21 protein-coding genes and 1 pseudogene are annotated in these 20,173 nt (G+C 65.8%); 11 read left to right on the top strand and 11 right to left on the bottom strand.

Going from position 1 to position 20,173, the window contains the following annotated elements; translation table 11 throughout:
- The first annotated feature begins 130 nt into the window (after nt 1-130).
- From V8690_RS15665 to V8690_RS15650, 4 genes are all read left to right on the top strand, one after another.
- The gene (locus V8690_RS15665; RefSeq protein ID WP_338779354.1) at nt 131-622 is read left to right on the top strand and encodes an ATP-binding protein; all 492 of its coding nucleotides are present in this window, start codon (nt 131-133) and stop codon (nt 620-622) included.
- Nucleotides 623-934: 312 nt separating this feature from the next.
- The gene (locus V8690_RS15660) at nt 935-1,102 is read left to right on the top strand and encodes a hypothetical protein (protein ID WP_338779353.1); all 168 of its coding nucleotides are present in this window, start codon (nt 935-937) and stop codon (nt 1,100-1,102) included.
- 87 nt (nt 1,103-1,189) lie between these two features.
- A complete protein-coding gene (locus V8690_RS15655) occupies nt 1,190-2,386 on the top strand; it encodes a cupin domain-containing protein (RefSeq protein ID WP_338779352.1) in 1,197 nt (398 codons plus the stop codon).
- Nucleotides 2,320-3,177, top strand: coding sequence for an aldo/keto reductase (locus V8690_RS15650; protein WP_338779351.1), 858 nt, complete (start codon nt 2,320-2,322; stop codon nt 3,175-3,177). The genes V8690_RS15655 and V8690_RS15650 overlap by 67 nt, the downstream gene beginning before the upstream one ends.
- On the opposite strand, the gene V8690_RS15645 is transcribed toward V8690_RS15650, so the two are convergent.
- The 3 genes from V8690_RS15645 to V8690_RS15635 form a co-directional block, all read right to left on the bottom strand.
- Nucleotides 3,165-4,022: a hypothetical protein gene (locus tag V8690_RS15645; RefSeq protein ID WP_338779350.1), complete on the bottom strand. Its 858-nt coding sequence runs from the start codon at nt 4,020-4,022 to the stop codon at nt 3,165-3,167. The two genes, V8690_RS15650 and V8690_RS15645, sit on opposite strands and share 13 nt — an antisense overlap.
- A gap of 74 nt (nt 4,023-4,096) precedes the next feature.
- Nucleotides 4,097-4,327 carry a DUF397 domain-containing protein gene (locus V8690_RS15640; RefSeq protein ID WP_338779349.1) on the bottom strand — a complete coding sequence of 77 codons (231 nt, stop codon included), beginning with the start codon at nt 4,325-4,327 and terminating at the stop codon, nt 4,097-4,099.
- A complete protein-coding gene (locus V8690_RS15635; protein ID WP_338779348.1) occupies nt 4,328-5,173 on the bottom strand; it encodes a helix-turn-helix transcriptional regulator in 846 nt (281 codons plus the stop codon). It abuts the gene before it with no gap.
- Nucleotides 5,174-5,392: 219 nt separating this feature from the next.
- Here V8690_RS15635 and V8690_RS15630 point away from each other — a divergent pair, with 219 nt between their 5' ends.
- Nucleotides 5,393-6,025: an ATP-binding protein gene (locus V8690_RS15630; RefSeq protein WP_338779347.1), complete on the top strand. Its 633-nt coding sequence runs from the start codon at nt 5,393-5,395 to the stop codon at nt 6,023-6,025.
- A 52-nt stretch (nt 6,026-6,077) separates the two neighbouring features.
- On the opposite strand, the pseudogene V8690_RS15625 reads toward V8690_RS15630, so the two are convergent.
- The 3 genes and pseudogenes from V8690_RS15625 to V8690_RS15615 all read right to left on the bottom strand — a co-directional run bounded on the left by V8690_RS15625 (nt 6,078) and on the right by V8690_RS15615 (nt 8,874).
- Nucleotides 6,078-6,738, bottom strand: a pseudogene (locus V8690_RS15625) (HAD family hydrolase).
- A 61-nt stretch (nt 6,739-6,799) separates the two neighbouring features.
- Nucleotides 6,800-7,498: a hypothetical protein gene (locus tag V8690_RS15620; RefSeq protein WP_338779346.1), complete on the bottom strand. Its 699-nt coding sequence runs from the start codon at nt 7,496-7,498 to the stop codon at nt 6,800-6,802.
- Nucleotides 7,499-7,953: 455 nt separating this feature from the next.
- Nucleotides 7,954-8,874, bottom strand: a complete 921-nt coding sequence (locus V8690_RS15615) for a hypothetical protein (protein WP_338779345.1) — start codon at nt 8,872-8,874, stop codon at nt 7,954-7,956.
- 276 nt (nt 8,875-9,150) lie between these two features.
- Here V8690_RS15615 and V8690_RS15610 point away from each other — a divergent pair, with 276 nt between their 5' ends.
- The 4 genes from V8690_RS15610 (at nt 9,151) to dcm (ending at nt 14,616) form a co-directional block, all read left to right on the top strand.
- Nucleotides 9,151-9,849, top strand: coding sequence for a hypothetical protein (locus V8690_RS15610; protein ID WP_338779344.1), 699 nt, complete (start codon nt 9,151-9,153; stop codon nt 9,847-9,849).
- Between the two features lie 18 nt (nt 9,850-9,867).
- Nucleotides 9,868-11,304 carry a hypothetical protein gene (locus V8690_RS15605; RefSeq protein ID WP_338779343.1) on the top strand — a complete coding sequence of 479 codons (1,437 nt, stop codon included), beginning with the start codon at nt 9,868-9,870 and terminating at the stop codon, nt 11,302-11,304.
- Nucleotides 11,301-13,118 carry a DEAD/DEAH box helicase gene (locus V8690_RS15600; protein ID WP_338779342.1) on the top strand — a complete coding sequence of 606 codons (1,818 nt, stop codon included), beginning with the start codon at nt 11,301-11,303 and terminating at the stop codon, nt 13,116-13,118. The genes V8690_RS15605 and V8690_RS15600 overlap by 4 nt, the downstream gene beginning before the upstream one ends.
- 148 nt (nt 13,119-13,266) lie before the next feature.
- Entirely contained in the window at nt 13,267-14,616 is a 1,350-nt protein-coding gene (gene dcm, locus V8690_RS15595) for a DNA (cytosine-5-)-methyltransferase (RefSeq protein ID WP_338779340.1), read from the top strand.
- Here dcm and V8690_RS15590 read toward each other — a convergent pair.
- The 5 genes from V8690_RS15590 to V8690_RS15570 form a co-directional block, all read right to left on the bottom strand.
- Nucleotides 14,548-15,009, bottom strand: a complete 462-nt coding sequence (locus tag V8690_RS15590) for a very short patch repair endonuclease (protein WP_338779339.1) — start codon at nt 15,007-15,009, stop codon at nt 14,548-14,550. The genes dcm and V8690_RS15590 overlap by 69 nt on opposite strands.
- A gap of 323 nt (nt 15,010-15,332) precedes the next feature.
- Entirely contained in the window at nt 15,333-15,791 is a 459-nt protein-coding gene (locus V8690_RS15585) for a DUF3592 domain-containing protein (RefSeq protein WP_338779338.1), read from the bottom strand.
- Between the two features lie 116 nt (nt 15,792-15,907).
- Nucleotides 15,908-16,078 (bottom strand): DUF5988 family protein, encoded by a 171-nt coding sequence (locus tag V8690_RS15580; protein WP_338779336.1) that lies wholly within the window; start codon nt 16,076-16,078, stop codon nt 15,908-15,910.
- A gap of 27 nt (nt 16,079-16,105) precedes the next feature.
- Nucleotides 16,106-17,122 (bottom strand): SEC-C domain-containing protein, encoded by a 1,017-nt coding sequence (locus tag V8690_RS15575; RefSeq protein ID WP_338779335.1) that lies wholly within the window; start codon nt 17,120-17,122, stop codon nt 16,106-16,108.
- A gap of 130 nt (nt 17,123-17,252) precedes the next feature.
- Nucleotides 17,253-18,728, bottom strand: a complete 1,476-nt coding sequence (locus V8690_RS15570; RefSeq protein ID WP_338779334.1) for a beta-1,6-galactanase — start codon at nt 18,726-18,728, stop codon at nt 17,253-17,255.
- Nucleotides 18,729-18,970: 242 nt separating this feature from the next.
- Here V8690_RS15570 and V8690_RS15565 point away from each other — a divergent pair, with 242 nt between their 5' ends.
- Both V8690_RS15565 and V8690_RS15560 read left to right on the top strand, forming a co-directional pair.
- On the top strand, nt 18,971-19,282 hold the full coding sequence (locus tag V8690_RS15565; protein ID WP_338779333.1) for a DUF6412 domain-containing protein: 312 nt from the start codon (nt 18,971-18,973) through the stop codon (nt 19,280-19,282).
- 96 nt (nt 19,283-19,378) lie between these two features.
- Entirely contained in the window at nt 19,379-20,086 is a 708-nt protein-coding gene (locus V8690_RS15560) for a YidC/Oxa1 family membrane protein insertase (protein WP_338779332.1), read from the top strand.
- Nucleotides 20,087-20,173: the final 87 nt, after the last annotated feature.

Genomic DNA, 20,173 nt, shown 5'->3' with positions numbered 1-20,173 from the left:
TGACTGAGTATCAGCCGTTCACGGAGCACGCACGGCGTTCGCTCCTGGAACGGTTCCTCAGATCGGCGGCTTCGCCCCTGTCTCTCTGTCGGGGGCGGAGCCGCCCTCCAGCTCTTCGGAGGCGTCCGCCATGCCCACGCTCGTCCATCGGTTCGTCCTCGCGGGTGCGGAAAGGGAGGTGCCCCTCGCCCGGCGCAAGGTCGTCGACAAGGTGCGCGCGTGGGGCGTGCCGTTGGACGACGAGGCGGCTGACGCCATCCGTCTTGTCGCCTCCGAACTCATCACCAACGCCATGGTCCATGGGGAAGGGCCCGTCACGGTCGCGCTGTTTCACCGGCCCGGTCGCCTGGTGATCGACGTCCTCGATGACAACCCCTCGGTTCCGCACAGGAGTTGTGCCCAGGCCGACGACGAGAGCGGGCGCGGCCTGGCACTGGTCGGACTTCTCGCGTCGCGGTGTGCCTGGGAGCCTTCCGGCCGCGGGAAGCGTGTATGGGCGGAGATCGCGCTTCCCATGGCGGAGCCCGCTGTCCGAGCCGCCGTTCTGCGCAGATTATTCACGCTACGGCCGAAGCGCGAGGTCGTAGCCGAGCACGAGTCGCTCACCCTGGCGGTCGTGTGATGGGACGGCACGTGTTGCGTTCGAGGTGACGTGGATCGGGTCCGTCCGATCGAGCGGAATGCACGCGGCCTCTATACCTCCCGCGCGTGCCTGTACGAGCTGGACCAGCGCGTTCTGGACACCAACATGCGCCAGGACGTCAGCGTCCCGTCGATGAATCGCGGACCTGCCCGATCGTCGGTGTAGGACCGCGGCTCATCGCGCCCCCCAATGCCGCCGCTCCACGGCAACCCACCTATCCCACGGCCGTGGGGCGGCCATCGACCTCCTGCCGGAGCCCTGGCGGGAGAACCGAAGAGGAAGGAGCACGAGGTGGCAGAGCACACGGCACCGCCTCCGACCCGGAGCGGCCTCCTGGTGGCAGTACAAGAGCTGACCGCCGTCCACGACCGGTACGACAGCCTCCGGTCGGACAACGCCGGGAGTTCCGGCGACGCGCCGTGGCCGGGTGGCGACGGCAACCTGCACGACAGCGAGTAGGCGTCAAGCGGTGGGGGCTGACGCGGTCGGCCGTGTCGGCCCCCACCGTGTCCGAGTCACGTGGTCGAACCCATGGAGGACGCAGCTATGGAACATCGGTTGATCAGCGCCATCGAGACAGCGCTCGGATGGAGCGGGGCCGGGGAACTGGGCAAGGGCTTCGTACGCGGGAGCATGGACGACCCCGCACTCGTCTCCCGCATCATGACTCCGAACCGCCTGCTCGACATCGCGATGCGCCGGAGCCTGAACCGCCCTCAGTTCAGGTGCTTCCAGAAGGGCGAGGAGGTTCATCCGGCCATCTACTACACCGACAGCGTCAGCCCCAGGGGCCAGAGCATCCCCGTGGTCAACATGCGCAGCCTGGGCAGGCTCTTGCGGGATGGCGCGACAATGATCATGGACCAGGCCAACGTCTTCGATCCGACGATGGAGGTCGCGTGCCGGGCCCTGCAGTGGTGGTCTCGCGAACGGGTCCAGGTCAACGCGTACCTGACGACGAACGACGCCGCCGGCTTCCCCCTGCACTGGGACGACCACGATGTGGTGATCGTCCAGCTCGCGGGGGAGAAAAAGTGGGAGGTGCGCGCGACTTCCCGCAAGGTCCCGATGTACAGGGACTCCGACCCCAACGACACTCCGAGCGACGAAATCATCTGGTCCGGCGTCATGCGGACCGGTGACGTCATGCACATCCCCCGAGGCCACTGGCACCAGGCGACACGGACCGGCAGCGGCTCCGGCAAGAGCCTTCACGTCACCTTCGGCATCACCAAGCGCACGGGAGCGAGCTGGCTCGTGTGGCTGGCCGACTGGTGTCGCGAGCGGGAGATCTTCCGCCACGATCTCGACCGCTGGCACGGAACCGGCGGCGAGGCCCTGACTGCGGCCGCCGCCCAGCTGGTCGGCGAACGCTCCCCGGTCGACTTCCTGGCCGCATACGAGCAGGAGACGACGCTGCCTCGGCACGTGCCGTTCCTCGACACACTCGGGCCGCTCGACGCCGTGGTGTGCACCACTCACTTCCCACCTCGTATCCAGGAAAGCGGGGAGACCGTCGACGTCGTGGCCTCAGGGAAGAAGCTCACCCTCGCTGCCAAGGCCGGGCCCGCACTGCACCTGCTGCTCAGCGGCAGGCCCGTCCCGCTGGAGCGGGCCGCAACCGTCGTCGGAGCCGAAGTCCCGGAGGTCGCCGAGATCCTGGTGAAGGAGGAGCTGTGCGCGGTGCTGACCCCCGAGTTGTCCTCGGGTTACACCGGTCTTGTCACGAACGCCGTCTCCTGACCGGCGCGCTGGAGCTTGGTGTCGCCGCACTTGACACCAGCAGCAACTACCTTGGCTTCCGCTCACATCAGGTCCTGGCACGGACAGCCGGTGATCTGTTGCCGAAGTTCACGGTCTCCACCAAGATCGGATATTTCCCGGGGCGGGACGGGGTGGAGCACTCCCTGGACCCCGTACGCCTGCACGCTGCTGCGGAACAGGCGGCCAAGGACCTCGGGCGAGAGCCGGACCTGGTGTTCCTGCACAATGCGGAGCATTCGCTCCGCGAAGCCGCCCCTCACCATCAGGACGCGTTTGTCCAGGCGTGCGCCGCCCTCGACACCGCCGTGGCGAAGGGGCTCTGCGCAGCCTGGGGCGTCGCGTCCTGGGACCCGTCACCGCTGCTGAGCCTGATCGACATGACCGTACCGAGGCCAGCGGTCCTCATGGTCCGCGCCGGTTTGCTTGTGGGATCCAGAACGCTGGACGCCGCGGATGCCCTCACCAAGGCGTGGGGTCTGGGCAGCGGCAAGGTGTGGGGGATGAGCCCTTTCGTAGGCAGCACCAGCGGCCCGGTGTGGGCCCGGATCGATCCCCGCGTATTTCTCCGTGACAGCAGCCAACTCTCCCGTGTACAGGCGGCATTCAGAGTCGCCTATCACCTCCCGCGGGTCGGCTCCGTTGCCGTGGGCACCGATGACCCCGCCCATCTGGGCGAACTCGTCGGCGCCTTGGCGGGCGAGGTCGAAGAGCGGACCATCCAGGAGTACCGGAGTCTCCTTCGAGACCGCTCGCGCGGTCAGCCCTCCTGAAGCTCCTTGATGGTCTGCTCGGCCATGCGCCGGGCGGGTTCCAGCCGAGGATCCTCCGGATGCGCGTACGGCCCGAGGATCTTCGAGCAGGCGAACAACGTCATCAATTTGCCGTCCCGGCTCTCGAAGTCGGACCGGCGCTCGTGCCGTACGCGATCGGCCAGAGCCGGGACAGCAAGGGAACTCGCCCATAGGGATGACGAATCCAGCCCAAGCGGTGCGCTACCCCAGTCCTCCCAGTCGAAGATGCTGAATGTCGGGGCGGTCATGTTTGCCCAGTTCAGATCCGCGTGGGCCGGCACCCACCGCTCCACCGACGTATCGAAGTCGCCGGAGAAGACACCACGGATGGACTCGGTGACGAGGGCCTGGGTGATGGTGACGGTGTCGGGTGTGGCGACCCGCCCAGTCTCCTGTGCCGCCAGGGTGTCCAACGAGGCGTTCAACGCCTCCCACCAATCGTCCGGCAGCTCCGGGGCTTCACTCAAGATGGCGCTTCCGACGGGAGCCCCTGGCAGGAGCTCGGTTTCATCGGCACGCCACATCACCGGCTCGTCAGTGTCCCGCCAGACCACACATCCGTGCCATTCAGGCTGGGCGATGCCTTCCAGACGCGCGGCACTTTCAGTGCCGTTCCACCCCTGGTCGGGGATCTTGTCGAGCAAGCGCCGCTCGATCCGCACCCAGGTGTCGCGGTCTGTTCTGGCCCCCACGGATCGGCGTTTACGCACCACCGTGTCCAGGAGCAAGCGCACTCGCAGAGACTGCTCGACGCGATCAAGAACCTCGTCAACCGGCTGTACCCGTAGGTCCACAGCCTGACCCGTGGAGACCGAGAGCGTCATGGACGCGACCGTAGCAGTGGAGACGGGGGCGTCAGCGAGGACCGAGAGTTGACCTGCGGCCATTGCCAAGTTCTCTACAGCGTCGCGGCACCGGCCTGGTCCTGGGCGCTGCTCAATGCACCAATGAAGCGACACCACGCCTCGCTACCGACGGAAACGATCGGCCCCGGTTGTTGGTACTTGGAGTCGCGTATGAGCGCTCCGTGAGCGACGTATGCGCACTCCAGGCACTCGGTGGTGTTGCCGCCGCTGTACGACGACTTGAACCACCTCGGCTCAGAGGCGGTCTGAGGGCTGGCGGGCATTCAGAGCTCCTTGCGGGCGCGATGGATCAGGGCGGAGGAAGCCTCCATATCCAACGCTTGTGCGCGCAGGTACTCGAACGCAAGTCTGTATCGCTCCAGTTCCTCTTCCTTTTCCAAGAAGAGGGAGCCTGTGTGGAAGTCGACGTACACGACGTCGAGGGCCGGTTCAGGGCCGCCGATGATGACGAAGCTGCCCAGGGCAGCGGCGTGGGCTCCCTTGGAGAACGGCAGCACCTGGAGAGTGATGTGAGGTGACTCGTTGGCTTCGAGGAGCCGGTCGAGCTGATCCTTCATGACCGCCGGCGAGCCGACCACGCGGCGGACCACCGATTCATCGAGGATCGCCCACAGGTGCAACGGCTTCTGACGGGTCAGGATCTCCTGCCGCTTCATGCGGATGTCGACGAGCCGCTCGATCTCTGCCGACTCCAAAGGCACTTCATTGGCCCTCTGGAGCGCTGTGCTGTAGTCACGTGTCTGTAGGAGGCCAGGGACGTAGACACAGCAGAAGTGGTTTTCACGAACCGCTTCGTCCTCAAGGGTGAGCAGCAGGTTCATGCTCTCCGGGATCGAGTCGGCGAAGGAGCTCCACCAGCCCTGCTCCTTGGCGTCCTTGGCGAGGTTGACAACTGCTCGCCGCTCAGCGTCAGTTGCCCCGTACTCACGGCAGAGCGCGTCGACGACGATCCACTTGACCGGTCCGGCAGTGGTCTCGTACCTGCTGACGGTCGCTTTCGATACGCCGACCAGGCGCCCGGCTTCCTCAAGCGTCAATCCCGTGCGGGAACGCAACTTGCGCATGGTGGCGCCCAGTTGGCGGCGTCGTGTCGTGCTCCGTTCGGGCATGAGGCTCCTTCGCCATGTGCCGGGCCTCAGCCCGGAGGACGCCCATCAGGCTAGGCAGCGGTGAAGCGGGCTCACCACCAGGTTCACCCGATAGATTCTCATGAGAAGTTACACAGTGAGATTTCTCTGTGCCATGCTCTTTCCGGGTCGCTACGCAGCGCAGCCGTACGGATACGGCGTGATCAAGCGTGTTGCGTGGCCAGGGAGGGAGGACTGGTCATGCCTGACTGCGAGTTCACGGAGTCGCGACTGCGCTGCGTACTGCCCTTCGAAGCAGCGCCGGCGGAGGTGCGCCTGCTGAGGAGAGCAGCCTTTCAGCAGCTCAGCCGGTGGGGCATGCTGGTCGCCGCTGACGAAGCAGAACTCCTTGTCGCGGAGCTGGCCACCAATGTCGTCAAGCACGTTGGTGAAGGGGCGTCGGCGACCCTGATCCTTGAAAGGAAGGCGGAGTGCCTACGCCTCGAAGTCCACGACAAGAGCCCTGTCATCCCCGTCGTCAGGGAGGCGGGATGCGGTGATGAGTACGGCCGTGGCCTGCATCTGCTTGCGGCGATGGCAGGGGACTGGGGCACCGTTCTGACCGCGGCAGGCAAGGCCGTCTGGTGCGAGATTCCCCTGAGCAGCGGGAGTAACTGCCGCCGTATCGAGCGGGCTGTGGAGGCGCTCGAAAACTACGAGGGTGCCGCGCGCGGGCTAGGCCAGCACCGGCGAGGCCGAGAGGTGAGCCTTGTCGAGTCGGCGGTCGAGCTGATCGCTGATCTGCTCCACTGGAGCAGCGCCTGCGGCCATGATCCGGACGACATTCTCGACCGGGCTCAGATGCACTACGAGGCCGAGTCGGAGGCTGCCTGATGCGATCGCGTGGAACGCGGGCGCCACCCGTTTCGGTAGTTGACGACGACGGTTATCGCAGAGGGTTGTTGAACTGCCTTACGCACTGGGGTAGTTCAGTGAGGCTTTCGATACGGAAGGTCGGCAGTTCCACGGCCTCGCTGCTGTTCCACTGAATGGCGGCTCACGGCCCGCGATGCACCAGCGCGGTGTGCAACCCTGCTGCTCGGGCGGGTCGGATGTCGTTGTCGCACCGGTCACCGACATACAGGATCTCGTCGACCTCGAAGGGCACGGCGTCGGCCACCCGCTTGAAGAACTCGGGGTTGGGCTTGCTGGCGCCCCAGTCGTCGGACGTACCGATCAGGTCGACGTCGTCGGAGAACAACTCCCGCAGAATGCCTCCGGCTCGTACGGTCTGGTTCCCGGCGATGGCGAGCCACAGCCCGTCCGCCCGGAGCCGCCCCAGCGCCTGGCCTGTCCTCGTGCAGGTCCCCTTCCCCAAAGCTCTCCGGCTGCCCGGCAGCGGCGCGCTTCTCCCGCTCCTCGAAAAGATCGAAGCCGGGCCGGAACTCCTGAAATGTCTCCCTGTAGTCCCGCCCCTGCGCGATGACAGCCCCGAACATCGCATGGAAGGTATGCCGTGGCACACCAAACCAGTCGGCCCAGCTTCCGTACTCGCGGGTCTCGTCGACCAAGCACTCACCGACGTCGAATACCACTGCCCGAATCACACGGGCAGGGTATCGGTGCGCTGTTCGGCGCACCGGTCATCCCCTGGAGGAATGAGGGTCGTCAGTCCTCCTCGATCAGAGCTCCTGCGAGTTTCAGCATGACATCCACTCGGTCGTCATGCTTCAACCGCAGCCACTGGACGAAAACCCGCTCAACTTCGTCACGCTCGGGTTGCCCTGACTGCATGAGCCGGTACAGACGCCGCTTGTCGGCACGATTGCTGAGGTTGGAGGCTTGTTCCAAGATCTCTTCGCGTGTCGGCAGCGGCTTGCCCGTCCCGCTTCCGCGGCTGCAACGCTGGCACTCCACACGCAGGTTCGACAGTTCCGTGTTCGGTGGCGGACTCGGATCGATGATGTGGACACCAAGGGCCGCTTTCTCATCCTCGCCATCTGAGAAAGCCTCGCCAGCCCTTGTGCCGCACATCTGACACAAGGAGTCGACCGCTTCAATGGCTTCACGGCGGCGAGTCGCTGAGATCCGCGGTCGTGAAGGCCGCTCCGGTTGTTCACCAAGGTCGATACGAGTGCCGATCGCTGTGAGCCGGTACTCGTCGGGCTGGAGGTGCGGGTCGGTCTTGTAGTTGTCGATCTGCCAGCCCAGCTCGCGTAGGTCACGCATGCGGCGATCCACCTGAGCCACACCGGGAACGCCCTCGAACAGCTCAAGCTTCTTGAACACCTTGCCTTCCCCCTTGGCCGCCAGAAATTCCGCGACCTTCACCTTTGATGACCGCCTTACAGGGCGCTCGTCTGCCACGCCATCCTCCTCTGGTCCATGGAGTGATACCGTCGGCCCAACTCTCAGGGGGACGGCTCGAACTACCGTACCGCCGTCCCAGGATGTCGTACCGCCGTCAACGTTCGGCGACGTCCGGCAACACGTGAAATGGTGCCGACGCGACGAGTAGCCGACTGGTCGCTGGCGTAGCCGCCGTGCCGACGGGTCGTTCCTGAGCAGGGTCGAGTTTTCGGCCTGTCAGTGAGGTGGGAGGGGAGGCAAGTTGTCTGCGGACGCGGCCGGGCAGCCGGCCGGGGCAGCGATGGTCGGCGCGTTGGCGGGGGCGCAGCTGTGACCGTCCCGCTTCCGGGCAGGCGCGGCCAACTTTCTGAGGGCGCCCGCCCGTAGGGGTGACGGGCCCCGCCGGGCGCGCCTGCGATCTCCTCGGCCGGGTCCCGATGCAGAAGGAAGTCTCCGCGCTGTAGCGCCGATGCTCACTCGATCGCAGCCCGGAGCAAAGCGCCGGCGTCATCCGGCGAGCCCTGTTTATGGAGTTCCCACGTTACGTGCATCACCTCTTGATCTCGGTGATCACGTCCGTAGATGTGGATCAAGTTGTCCACGAGCTCGTTCTGCTGTTGCTGGCGGAGTGCTCGGAACAGCGTCGCGGTCTCGACGGGGCTGAGGACTTCTGCGGTGTGACGCAGCAGGGTCAGTGCGGCATCCTGCTGGCCCTCGCTCCGCAACTCCGCCGCCCGCTTTGCCACCTGCCGTGCTGCCGACAAGTCGTTCTTGCTCCGCTGCCGGTCCCCCCTTCGGCGGGGGACCGGCAGCGGAGCAAGCGCCGCATGGGCGGTGAGCCGCGCTTGCAAGCCGGCCCGGGTGGCCTTTAGTTCGGAAACAGCGTCCTTGAGCGACTTGACCTGTCGTCGGAGGGACTCCAGCTCTGCCGCGTCGCCCGAAGCCGACTGTCGTAGAGCGGTGATCTCGGCTTCTGCTGCCCCCGCTTGCGATATCGCGGCCGTCAGCTGTGACCGCAGATCAACACAGCTTTGGCATCGCTCATCCGAAGCCGCTTTGTGAAGCCTCCGCAGGTCATCAAGGGCGATGCCGAGGGCGTGCTCACCGCCAGCGTCGGCGCAGGCCGTCTTGTAGAGATGTTCTACGGAGTGCAGCCGTGGCACCGACTGTCCGCTCAGGAATCTGGACAGGGAGCTTTCGCTGCAAAGCAAGTGCCGGGCTGCATCCGCCTGGGTAGGGGTCATTTCCGGTGATTTGCCCGATGGTGCCGGGGTGATGTGGCGGCATAGATTCTGGAGAGCTTTGGCCAAGGCTCGCTGGCCTGGCGGAACGTCACTGCGGAACTTCTTGTCTGTCCAGCTGCGCTCGACTGGGACGCCCCCGTCTCGTGCCATGCGTTTTCTGCCTCCTTGTGCGGCGGTCGACCTACGGAACCCCTGGTCGTTGACCCAAGGGTCTGTCTAGGTTCCGCAATTGTGCCTGAGGAGCGGGAAGTTGCCTCTTGCTATTTCCGGAGCAAGTGTTCAACTGCTGGACTTCCTTTCGGGTTGTGGTGCCAGACTGATGCTGCAACCGCCCGACAAGCGGGGGGCGTAAGCCGGGTATGTATCGGTGTTTCCGTCATGCACGGCTTATTGCGGTATGTCATTCGACTTGACCGGAGGCGATGCATGACGCTGCCGTCGTGGCAGGACGAGAAGTTGGGAAGCATGGCGCGTGCGGCCCTGTGGCTGGTGGATGTGGTGGGGGAGGGAAACGTCTTCACGAAGGCTCAGCTGCGCGCGGCCTTTCCTGAGGTTGCTCAGATTGACCGGCGGACTCGAGATCTCAGGGATCACGGGTGGCGGATCGACACGAGCCGCGATGACGTGTCTCTGAAGCAGCAGGAACAGCGCTTCGTCGCTAGGGGCGCCGATGTCTGGATTCCGGGCAAGTCGAAGGCGCCCAAGCACAAGAACAGCCTCACGACGGCACAGCGCCTGAAGATCTTCCAGGCCGACAACCACCTCTGCCGGTCCTGTGGAATCGCTGGTGGCGAAGCGTATGAGGACGGCATCACGCTGTCGGTTCTGAACGTGGCCCGCAGGAAGGTGGTGCTGCCGGACGGGGGAGACGACTACCAGTTCGTCACCGAGTGCAAGCGTTGTGGGGCTGGAAGCACCGATCGCGAGGTCGATCTTGGAGTAATCCTGGATCTCGCCGAGTCGCTCGCGCCCATGGAGCGGCAGATCTTCCTGGCGTGGATCGCAGCCGACCAGAGGTCGCTCAGTCCCATGGAGAAGATGTGGGGCATCTACCGGACTCTTCCCGAGGAGTCCCGCAAGGCCGTCGCCGACGCGCTCCACGACATGGACGACCAGGACAACTAGACAGGACGGGGAAGAACGATGCTGCGGGAGCTCCCGCCGCCGCCGCGCGCGGCCGAGTTCAGTGAGCTGATCAAGAAGAAGGTGGAGGAGGTCAAGAGGGCCGGCGGCACAAGGGAGACCGTTACGGTCGACTGGAACGAGCAGCAGGCTCATGTGGAGGTCGTCGACCTGCCGCTCAGCGGGCTGTACTTCAACCCCAGCACGCACCGGATCCGGGCCCAGCGCAGCCATGACGCAGCCCGTGATGAGCTGCTGGAGAAGGATCCATGGTGTGCAGAAAGCCAGGACTACCTGCGGTTTCTGCTTAAGGCCTCGCCGGCCGACCCGAACATCCGTGACACCGACTTCGACAAGCTCAAGGAGAGCTTGGAGCAGTTCGGCCAGAACGATCCCGGCCTTGTGACTCATCAGGGCGTGCTCGTGAACGGCAACACGCGGGCCGCTGCACTGCATGAGCTCGGCGCGCAGTCGATGCGCGTCGGTGTGCTGCCGGAGTCGTTCACGTGGGCGGACATCAACGCGGTCGAGCTGTCTCTCCAGCTGCGTAAGGACCACCGTCGCGACTACTCGTACATCAACCGGCTTCTCGCGATGGAGGAGCAGGCCTCGCTCGGGCGTACCCCTGAACAGATCGCCAAGGAATTCCGGATCCAGGTGAAGACGTACCACCAGGAGCGCTGGATCCTGAGCACCATCCGGGAGCTCATCGACCGCAGCAAGAGCGGTGGAGGCGTGGCGCTGCGGCTTGTGGACTGGGAAGGCGCCAAGGAACGGCTCAAGGAGCTTCACCGCCTATACGTGAAGCTCGAGTCTGTCGACCGGGACCAGGCGGAGGTTCTCAAGGAGTGGCGACTGGCCGCCATCCTCCTCGAATTCTCGAAGACTGACGTGCGCCACATTGACGAGGATTTCCTGAAGGAGGGCCACCTCACTCGTACCTTGCCGGCGACGCTAACCGAGGCAAGCAGCAGCTCGGCTGGTCAGGAGGCAGTGTCAATCCCTGGGCTCGACCTCGCGGTCCCAGCGGCCTCTTCTGCCGTGTCCCAGGCACGAGCGCTGAACGACCAGATTCTGCGTGCCAGTGCTGCTATCCGTAGTGAGGGCTCGAATCTCCTCGACAGTGACAAAGCACAGAGCCAGGCTGTTTGGGACGACGCTAGGAAGGCATTCGATGACGCGATCGAAGCTGCCGGCCGTAGTGCACGCCTACGCAAGCGTAAGCAGCTTGCGCCGGCGCGGCTCGCGGAAGCCTGCGCGAGCATCGATCAGTGCGTGATGGACCTCGTCCAAGCTCGCACCTCTAGGAGCCTGGACGAGGAAGCCTTCGATGAAGCTGTGCTGAAGCTGCGTGTCAGTCTTCGCAAGCTCGCACAACAGGCTGGCAGGGGTCTTCCCACCCCCGGCGACGGGGTCGCCTGGCTGCTGGAGGCCGCGGCTGCGGAGGGCCGCCAGTGACGGACAACGCGACCGAAACGTCTTTGCATCTCGGGTTTGATGAGACGCGCACCCGTGTCGTCCTCAGGACGACCGACCAGTATCAGCAAGACCTTGTCCGGCTGGCCGCCCGTTTCCGCACGGGTGGCCAGCTCGGCCCGCTCGCCGCGTCGGTTGCCCTCGACGAACTGCTCGCGGACCTCAGTGTCCTTAGTGGTTGGCCGCACCACCAGGGAGTGGAGTGGGCTCCAGAGCTTCGGAACCTTGTGGCGGGAGTCGTACAGGACGCCAACACGGTCAAGGAGCGTCTCGCCGGCACCAAGCCCCAAGGTGAGGTCACGCCCGACGAGGTGTCAGGCCTCTTGGGTGAGACCTGGCAAGGTGCACTGAGCGAGTTTCAGCTTCGGGACATCGCGAAGCTTCTGACGCTTCAGCATGGGGCCAACTTCAGCGTTCCCGGAGCGGGGAAGACGCGTGTAGCCCTGGCCGTGTATGCGGCACAGAAGTCTCAGGGACGCGTGAGCCGGATTTTGGTGGTCTGTCCCAAGTCGGCGTACGAGTCCTGGCGCTACGAGACAGCGGTGTGCTTCAGCTACCCGCTGCGCACCCACGTCCTCGACGGTTCTATGGATCAGTGGGCGGAGGTGCTGATCGTCAATTACGAACGGCTTGATCGCTCACTGGCCACGCTGGCCAGTTGGCTGAAGTCAGGTCCCTCGATGATCATTCTCGACGAGGCGCACCGGATGAAGCTGGGAGCGCGGGGCACGTACGGTGCCGCGTGCATGGCTCTTGGTCCTCTGGCCGAGCGGCGGATGATTCTTACTGGGACGCCGGCACCCAATGGTTCGAAGGACTTGGAGAACCTTCTCGGCTTCGTCTGGCCCGGGCATGGGCAGCGAACCGTCGTACAAGCCGTGGCAGGCGGAGACCTTGCCTATGCCAGCTCCGTACTCCGGCCGCTGTTCACCCGGACGACGAAGCAGGAGCTGGGACTTCCTCCGGTCTGGCTGAGGATGCGGTACGTCGACATGCCTCCACTGCACAACGAGATCTACAGCTCGCTCGTGGGCGGTGAGAGCAGTCGTGCTTCCAGGGATGACCTGAGTTCACTCGGCAAGACAGCCTTGCGACTGCTGATGGCGGCCACCAGCCCAGCGCTCCTCCTGGAGGGAGGCAGCCGGTATGAGCCCTTGGCGTATCAGCTACCGCCGCTGGAGGTCCCGGAAGGCAGCTCCTTGTACTCGCTCCTCCAGAACCTGCCGGACTATGAGCTGTCGCCCAAGTACAAGGAGGCGGTGGCCATCGTGGCGGAGAACGCTGCACGAGGCCGCAAGACACTGGTCTGGACGACCTTCGTCCGCAGCCTGACGACCCTTGAGCAGATGCTGGAGAAGTACAGCCCCGCGGTCGTCTACGGTGGCACGCCTGATCGGGACGAGCAGCTGCGGCGCTTCCGCGAAGACCCGAGTTGCATGGTGCTGATTTCCAACCCGGCGACTCTTGGGGAGGGCATCAGCCTGCATCACATCTGTCATGACGCTGTGTACGTGGATCGTGACTTCATGGCGGGGCGGTTCCTCCAGAGTCTTGACCGGATCCATCGCCTGGGGCTTGCACCTGGGACGGACACTCGGGTCACCGTCCTGGCTGTCCGGAACACCATCGATGAGGTCGTGACAGCGCGCCTGGATCGGAAGCTTGAGTTCATGGGGAGGATCCTCGACGACCCCACAGTGCAGCAGCTGGCCGACCTGCAAGAGGAGCCGTCGGTTGCGGCTGGCTTGGCGCCGAATGACATCGAAGCCTTGCTGCGGCACATCGGCGGCGGCTAGCGTCTGGTGGCCTCTTTGCCCCACCCCAAGGCCCCGGATTGGGCCGGGAATCAGGAGCAGTGGGAGACTCTTGTTGCCTTACGCGGTGTGCGATCACCGTCTCTGTAAGACTTGGCAACAGTTTTGAGTCACCTCCGGAAGGAGCGCCATGCGCCCCAGCGGCCAGCAGCGTCCGCAGTTCGCCACGCCACTGACCTCGATCGAGATCTGTGCGGGGGCAGGCGGACAAGCTGTTGGGCTGCACAACGCCGGCTTCGATCACTTGGCTCTCGTCGAATGGGATGCGGACGCGGTAGACACGCTTCGCGCGAACGTGGGCGACTGGCCTGGCTGGACTGCAGAGCGCGCCAAGGCGCTGAGGCCCATGGATGTCAAGACTTTCCTAGACTCCAAGGAGTACGAGCAGCTTGGCCTTACCCAAGGAGAATTGGATTTGCTTGCGGGAGGAGTCCCATGCCCTCCGTTCTCCTTGGCAGGGAAGAGGCTAGGAAAAAATGACGAAAGGGATCTGTTTCCTGCTGCCTTGGATATCGCCAAAGCCTTGCTCCCTAAAGCTGTAATGATCGAGAATGTGCGAGGAATTCTTGAGCCGCCTGAGGTGTTCATCGAGTACCGTGCTTGGATTCTGGATGAATTGCGAAAGCTAGACTACGTAGTTCCGGAACTCGATAGCTGCTCAAGCCCTCGTCAGCAAGACTATGCAATGCGACGCGTTTGGCGCAGGTTGGATGCGAGCGATTTTGGCGTTCCTCAGTTGCGCCCTCGCGCCATTCTTGTTGCGATTCATGAGGATGCAATCAAGAGGAACGGTGTTGAATTTGTATGGCCGCAGCGGGTGTCGCGAAGGCAAGTCTCTGTGGTGGGAAAACTCCGAAGAACTATGAGGGAGCGTTGCGAGGATTTCTGGCACAAGAACCAGGAGGGGGAGTTGGCCTCGTCCAGTGATCGGACAGGCAAAGATGTATTTTATGAGTGGCTGATCAACGCCAAGAATGCCAGGGACGCTGGGAGGGGCGTTGCCCCAACGCTCGTCGGAGGCTCAAGGAAGCACGGTGGGGCGGACCTTGGTCCCACCCGGGCGAAGCGCGCCTGGGCGGCAATGGGCGTAAACGCTATGGGTGTCGCTAACGATCGCAAGGCATGCGACCCCGAGAGAGACCTTTTCAGGCCCGCTGGGCCGATGCTGACGGTCGAGCAAGCCGCCATTATCCAAGGGTTCCCCCGCGATTGGGACTTTCAGGGGAAGAAGACCGCCCGGTACCGGCAGGTCGGCAATGCGTTCCCTCCTCCAGTTGCCGAAGCTGTCGGTCGGGCCATCGCTGCGGTATTGCGGCCAGAGCATCGGGAGGAGCTGCTCGAAGGCTATGTCATGGACACCAATGACAGCCCTGCCGTCAAGCCGGATCCCGAGCAGATGGAGATTCCTGTGTCAGGCATGTCTCCCCGTGATTCGGCGGGCTACGACCGTCGCGGCGATTTTGTCGGCGCACCTGTCTGATGGCTCGTGCTCCCAGAAACGGAGCACTAGCCATCCCGCCTCCTTGAGCCGCTGATCAGTGTCGCGGTCGCGTTCCATATTGCGGAGGACCTTCTCTGACCAGTATCCCGAGTTGGTCCTCGGCGGTACGTAGTGTTCTGGGCAGCCGTGCCAGTAGCAACCGTCGATGAACACTGCAACCTTCACCGAACGGAACACCATGTCGGCCGTCCGGCGCAGATCGGGAAGTGGGCGGGCGGCGACGCGATAGCGCAACCCTTGCGCATGGACTAGACGGCGAATCAGCTTCTCAGGCTGCGTGTCGCGGCTGCGAATCGCTTGCATGTTGCGACGGCGAGCTGCGGACGAAGCCCAGGAACCCTCTGGCGCTTCCCACGTAGGATCTTCGGACACACGGCAGAGGGTAGTCCGCCCTTGGGCGGGGTTCACATGCACTGCAGAGGCCGCCCGCTTCCATGCCAGTGTCGTGCCTCCACGCCCCGTCCCAAGGGCGCTCCACTCCGCTGCGTTCCGCGTCGGCTGGCGCTGATGGCCCTTCGGGCCACCCTTGACCCGGGCCGCGGAAGCACGGGAGAGAAGCGAGCGGGCGGCCTGGAGAGGTGGGGGCCGCAGGTGGGGAGCGCAACTGGTTGGCTCCAGGCACCCGGCGTGGGTGAATGCGTCAGCAGCTCGGCGTACGCCGGGTCGGGTCGCGGTGGGGTGAGGCGTCCGGGGCGTCACCAGAACGCGCCCGCTCCCATCCCCAACCCGAGCAGCACGCAAGAGACCCCCCAAGCCAGATGCGCCCCCGCCGAGTACGACACGTTCGCCGGCCTTCCGTCCTTCTGGTGTACGACCACCACCCGGCGTGGGTCCCTCGGGTCGTAGCGGAGGACGACCGGGACTCCTGCGTGGAGAGGGTGCTGCTCGTGGTTGAGAGGGGTGCGGCGGTACGTCTGGTCGGCCGGGGCGTCGGGGCGGCCGACCGGTGGGGCTTTGTAGCGGACCTGGGGCGGGTGGAGGGTGGGGCCCTCTCGGCGGGGGCCTCGGGCCACCTCGCCCCTGGTGCGGATGCCCCGGACGCCGAGGCGGGAGAGGGCTCGGCGCTGGCGTTGGGCTATGCGTAGGTTCCAGATTCCGAAGGCCGTCATGGCGGCGGCCATGATGAGTGTGATCGTGAGCCAGGGCTGGTCCACGTGACGTTCCCCCCGGGAGCCGACGTCAGTCGTCTGTCATCCGGGAAGACGGGGGTCGTGTCGTGGCAGTTCCGTGGGGCAGGCTGTCGGGCCGGCCCGCGTCGGCACTGCCCCGGCTACTCGGCGATCTCCGTCCGTTCCCACCAGCGGTACGCCGTTGCCTGGCCTTCTGGTGTCTCCTCGTGGCGGGTCGTGACTTTGTAGTGCTCGTAGCCGCTGCGGTGGGGGATCTTCAGTTCCTGGCCGGGTGGGACGACCGGCGCGATCTTGCCTGCCCGGTCGTCCATGGTGGGCCGGAGGACCCGGTGCCCGTGTCAGGCCGTGCGTCCGTGGCAGGCGCCGTACGGTTGTCCGGAGCCGCACCAGCAGGCCGCGGTGCTCTGTGGGGGCCAGGCCACCGCCCGCCCCCTCGCCGCCAGGGTCGTCGCGTACTGGGGGAGCAGGGTCGCGTCCGACGGGGAGGAGAGTTCCGACGCTGCGAAGGCCTCGTAGGACGGGACCGTGCCGGTGACGATGCCCAGGTTGGGGGTGCCGGAGGAGGACAGTTCTCGTAGGGCGGACTCTATGGTCGCGAGGTGGGTCTCGTGGGAGGGGTATTCCGAGGCCAGGGTCGGGTACGCCTCGAGGAGTTCCGAAAGTTCCGTTGCCGGCCAGTGGAGGATCGCTACCGGGAAGGGGCGGGAGAGGGCTTCGCGGTAGGCGCCCAGTTCGGCTCGGAGGCGGGTGATCTCCGCTTCCAGTTCCGCCGGGTTCTCCGAGCCCAGGGACCAGACCCGTTTCGGGTCGTGGAGTTCGTCCAGGGTGATCGGGAGGGAGTGGACCGTGTCCGCCAGCGCGTCCCACTCGTCATGGGACCTGCCCAGCATGCGGCGGACCCTGTGGCGGCCGAAGAGGAGGGGGTGGGTCGGTTGTGGGGGTTGCGGTACGTCGGTCAGGAGGAGGCGTACGGCCTCCGTGAACGTGTCGTGCGCCGCTTCCAGCTCGTCGTGCGACTCCAGGGCCTCGGCGACGATCACCCAGGGGGCCGGGTCCCTCGGGGACGCCACCCGGACGCCCTCGATGATCGCCCTGGCCTCGGCCTCGTGGCCGTACTCCCAGAGGTTCGAGGCCTTGAGCGCCCGTACCAGGTGGGGGTTCTCCAGGCCGTCCGTGGAGGACAGCAGGCGGTCGTAGAGGGCCGTGGCCGTGGGGCGGTCGCCGGCGAGTTCCAGGTGGGCCGCGGCGCGCAGCAGCAGGGCCTCGGAGTCCTCGGGGTACAGGCCGGCGGTCCGCTCCAGGCGTGCCGCCTCGGCGGTGTGGTCGACGTTTTCGGCAGGCGTGTCGGGGCGCATGGGGGACACCGTACTGCCGGGAGGTGACGAGCGTGAGAGATGCGCAGGCCAGGCGTCTGGCCTACCCAGCCTCCTTTCGCTCGTCACCCCGGCTCTACAGTTCGGCCCGAATCGCCGTCATCACGTCGGCCTACAGGGTCACTCCGTCTATCTGGAGTGTTTGGACCGACTTTGCCGCGAACGGGACGCTTACCGATTTTCCGTTGAGGCGGATGTCCGAGCGGGGGGTGTAGAGGTCGCCGCCGCCCGTCGTCACCGTGTTCCAGCGGGGGACCGCGCCGTTCGTGCCGCCCGTCACCGTCGAGAAGCGGGAGAGGTCGAAGGTGAGGGTCTGGGCCGATGTGGCCGTGTTCACGGCTACCAGCACCAGGCGGCGGGCCGACGCCGAGTACGCCGCCACCGCGTAGCTCACGCCCGTGTCCAGGATCGTCATGCCCGGGCGGATGTGGCGGCTGAACTGGGCCAGGACGTAGTGCTTGGTCTGGACTGTCGTCGGCTGGAGGGTGTTCTTGTCGTAGGCGATCATCGCCCAGCCCGTCGTCGGGTCCATGACCTGCCAGTAGCACCATGCCGTGGGGTGCAGCCAGCGGAAGTCGTAGCAGAGGTTCGACGCCATGGTCAGGCCCGTGCCGTCGCTGTCGCCCGTCTCGGAGTTCCACAGCTTCTTGCGGGACGTCGTCACCACGTCCGTGTAGAGGAGGTCGCGGCGGCCGCCCGAGCCCTGGTAGCCGTGCACGTTGACCTGGGAGACCAGGGCCTTGGTGGACGAGTTGAAGGACGCCCAGGTGGAGCGGGCCGTGTCGTAGTTCGTCTCGTCCGAGGCGGCGATCCGTATGCCGGTCAGGCCACGCTTGTCCAGCTCGCTGCGCATGTACGGGAGCACGGCCGCCTGGACCGCGGGGTCCATGTGGCAGCCCTCCTGGGTGCCGGTCGCGGTCCACCAGGTGGAGGCCGGCTCGTTGAAGGGGTCGACCGTCGCGAAGTTCACGCCCCAGTTGTCGCGCGCGTACAGGGCAGTCGCCGCCAGGTGGGAGGCGTGCTGGCGGTAGTTCCAGGTCTGGAGGTTGTTGCCGCCGTTCGACGCGCCCGAGGGGTTGTGGTTGCTGCACATCCACCACATGGGGGAGTTGGCGAACAGCTCCGTGATCGCGCCCCGTTGGGTCGCCTTGACCAGCATCGCGCGCTGGTTGGCGTCCGCCGTCCACTTCCAGGCAGAGGAGGTGGGGTCCTCGTTGTTCCAGTCCTGCCAGAAGCCTTCGATCTGCTTGAAGGCGGGGATGTTGGGTGATTCGACCATCGTTTCGCCGCCGACGCTGTTCCAGCTGCACGCGCCGAGGTTGTAGCGGGCGATGTTCAGGCCCAGGCCGGGGAGTGATCTGCCGTTGTACGTCACCGACTTGGTGGTGAAGAAGAGGTCCGCGAAGTCGTCCCGGGCGCCGAAGACGTTGGCCCACCAGGCGAGGGAGGTGCCCCAACCCTCCCAGGTGCCGTACGTGGTCGACGGGTTGACGGCGATCGTGGCGTCCGCGTGGGCGGTGCCTGTCGCCAGGGCGCTGCCGAGGAACGTACCGCCTGCTGCGGTCAGCAGGGTTCTGCGTCGTATCACGGCTCCTCCGTAGGGGAATCGGGGCAGGCGCCGGTCCCCCGGCCCGGCGTCGCGGGTTGGCCCGTTCATGGCAACGAGAAGCATCGGGTGTGGTGGGTGGGTTGTCGAGAGTTGCGACGAACCTTTCTCAAACCCGTGTACGAAGTCTCGGACGCGGCTGTCAGAGCGATCCTGTATAACGAACAGAGCGAGGAGAACGGGTAGTCGAGCGAGCGAGCGAGCGTTCGGGAGGAGGGGAGCCGATGATCCGCGGTTGGACGAGTCTGCGTCCCGCTTTCGTGCTGCTCCTCCTGGTCCTGGAAGTGGCGCTGCTGGACACCGGCAGCCTCTCCGCCACCGTCGCGCTCGCCGCGACCTCCGCGGCCTGTGCCGCGCTCGCGGTCTGCGCCCTCGTCGGTTCGCGCTGCGCTCCCGCCGTGCCGCGCACCCGGGTGCGTACGGCCATCCGCGACCGTGACCTCCGTACGGCCTTCCTGCCCCAACGCGATCCCGACGCCCGGGGGCGCACCCGGCCCCGGGCACCCGGACACGCCCTCCGGGCGACCTTCGCGTAGGGCACCTCCAGGCACGTTCACGTAGCCGGCCCCGCGCGGGTCGTCATGCCGCCATGTCCCACTCCCGGCACGACGAGACCCCCGGAGGGCTCACCCATGTCCGTCTTCGCCCACCTGGTCGAGCGACTCGCCGACCTCCTCCAACCGCTGTTCGGCACCTGTGCGGCCGCCGCCGCGATCGTCCTGTTCACCGCGCTCGTACGACTCCTCGTCCACCCCCTGTCGCGGGCCGCCGCGCGCGGCCAGAAGGCCCGGGCCGCGCTCCAGCCGAAGATCGCCGAGCTGCGGAAGAAGCACGGGAGGAATCCCGAGAAGCTTCAGCGGGCCGTGCTGGAGCTGCACGCCGAGGAGAAGGTGTCGCCGCTGGCCGGCTGCCTGCCCGGGCTGCTCCAGGCGCCCGCGTTCTTCCTGCTCTACCACCTGTTCTCCAGCGACACGATCGGCGGGCGGGCCAATGAGCTGCTCGACCATCGGTTGTTCGCCGCGCCGCTGGGGGAGCGTTGGGTGGACGCGATCGGAGGTGGTCTCTTCGATGGGGCGGGGCTCGTCTACGCCGGGCTGTTCGTGGTCGTCGCCGGGGTCGCCGTGTTCAGCTACCGCCTCAGCAAGCGCATGATGGCCGCGAACCCGGCCCTCCCGGCCGGTGAGGAGCACGTGGCGGGGCTGGGGGCGGTGACCAAGGTGATGCCCTTCATGTCCTTCTTCACGCTCGTCACCGTGGCCGTGGTGCCGCTGGCCGCCGCGCTGTACGTCGTGACCAGTACGACGTGGAGTGCCGTCGAGCGCGCTGTGCTGTACCGGTAGCCGGTCGGGTCCGGGGCGGTCCAGTAGATGAACTGGGTATTGCGGAGTGGACTCCCAGCTTGGAGGATCGACCAGTCCTCCGATGGC

The sequence above is a fragment of the Streptomyces sp. DG1A-41 genome (genome assembly GCF_037055355.1).
Taxonomy (GTDB): Bacteria; Actinomycetota; Actinomycetes; order Streptomycetales; family Streptomycetaceae; genus Streptomyces.
The sequence above is the reverse complement of the archived record's forward strand: the minus strand, read 5'-3'. Positions and strand labels throughout refer to the sequence as shown.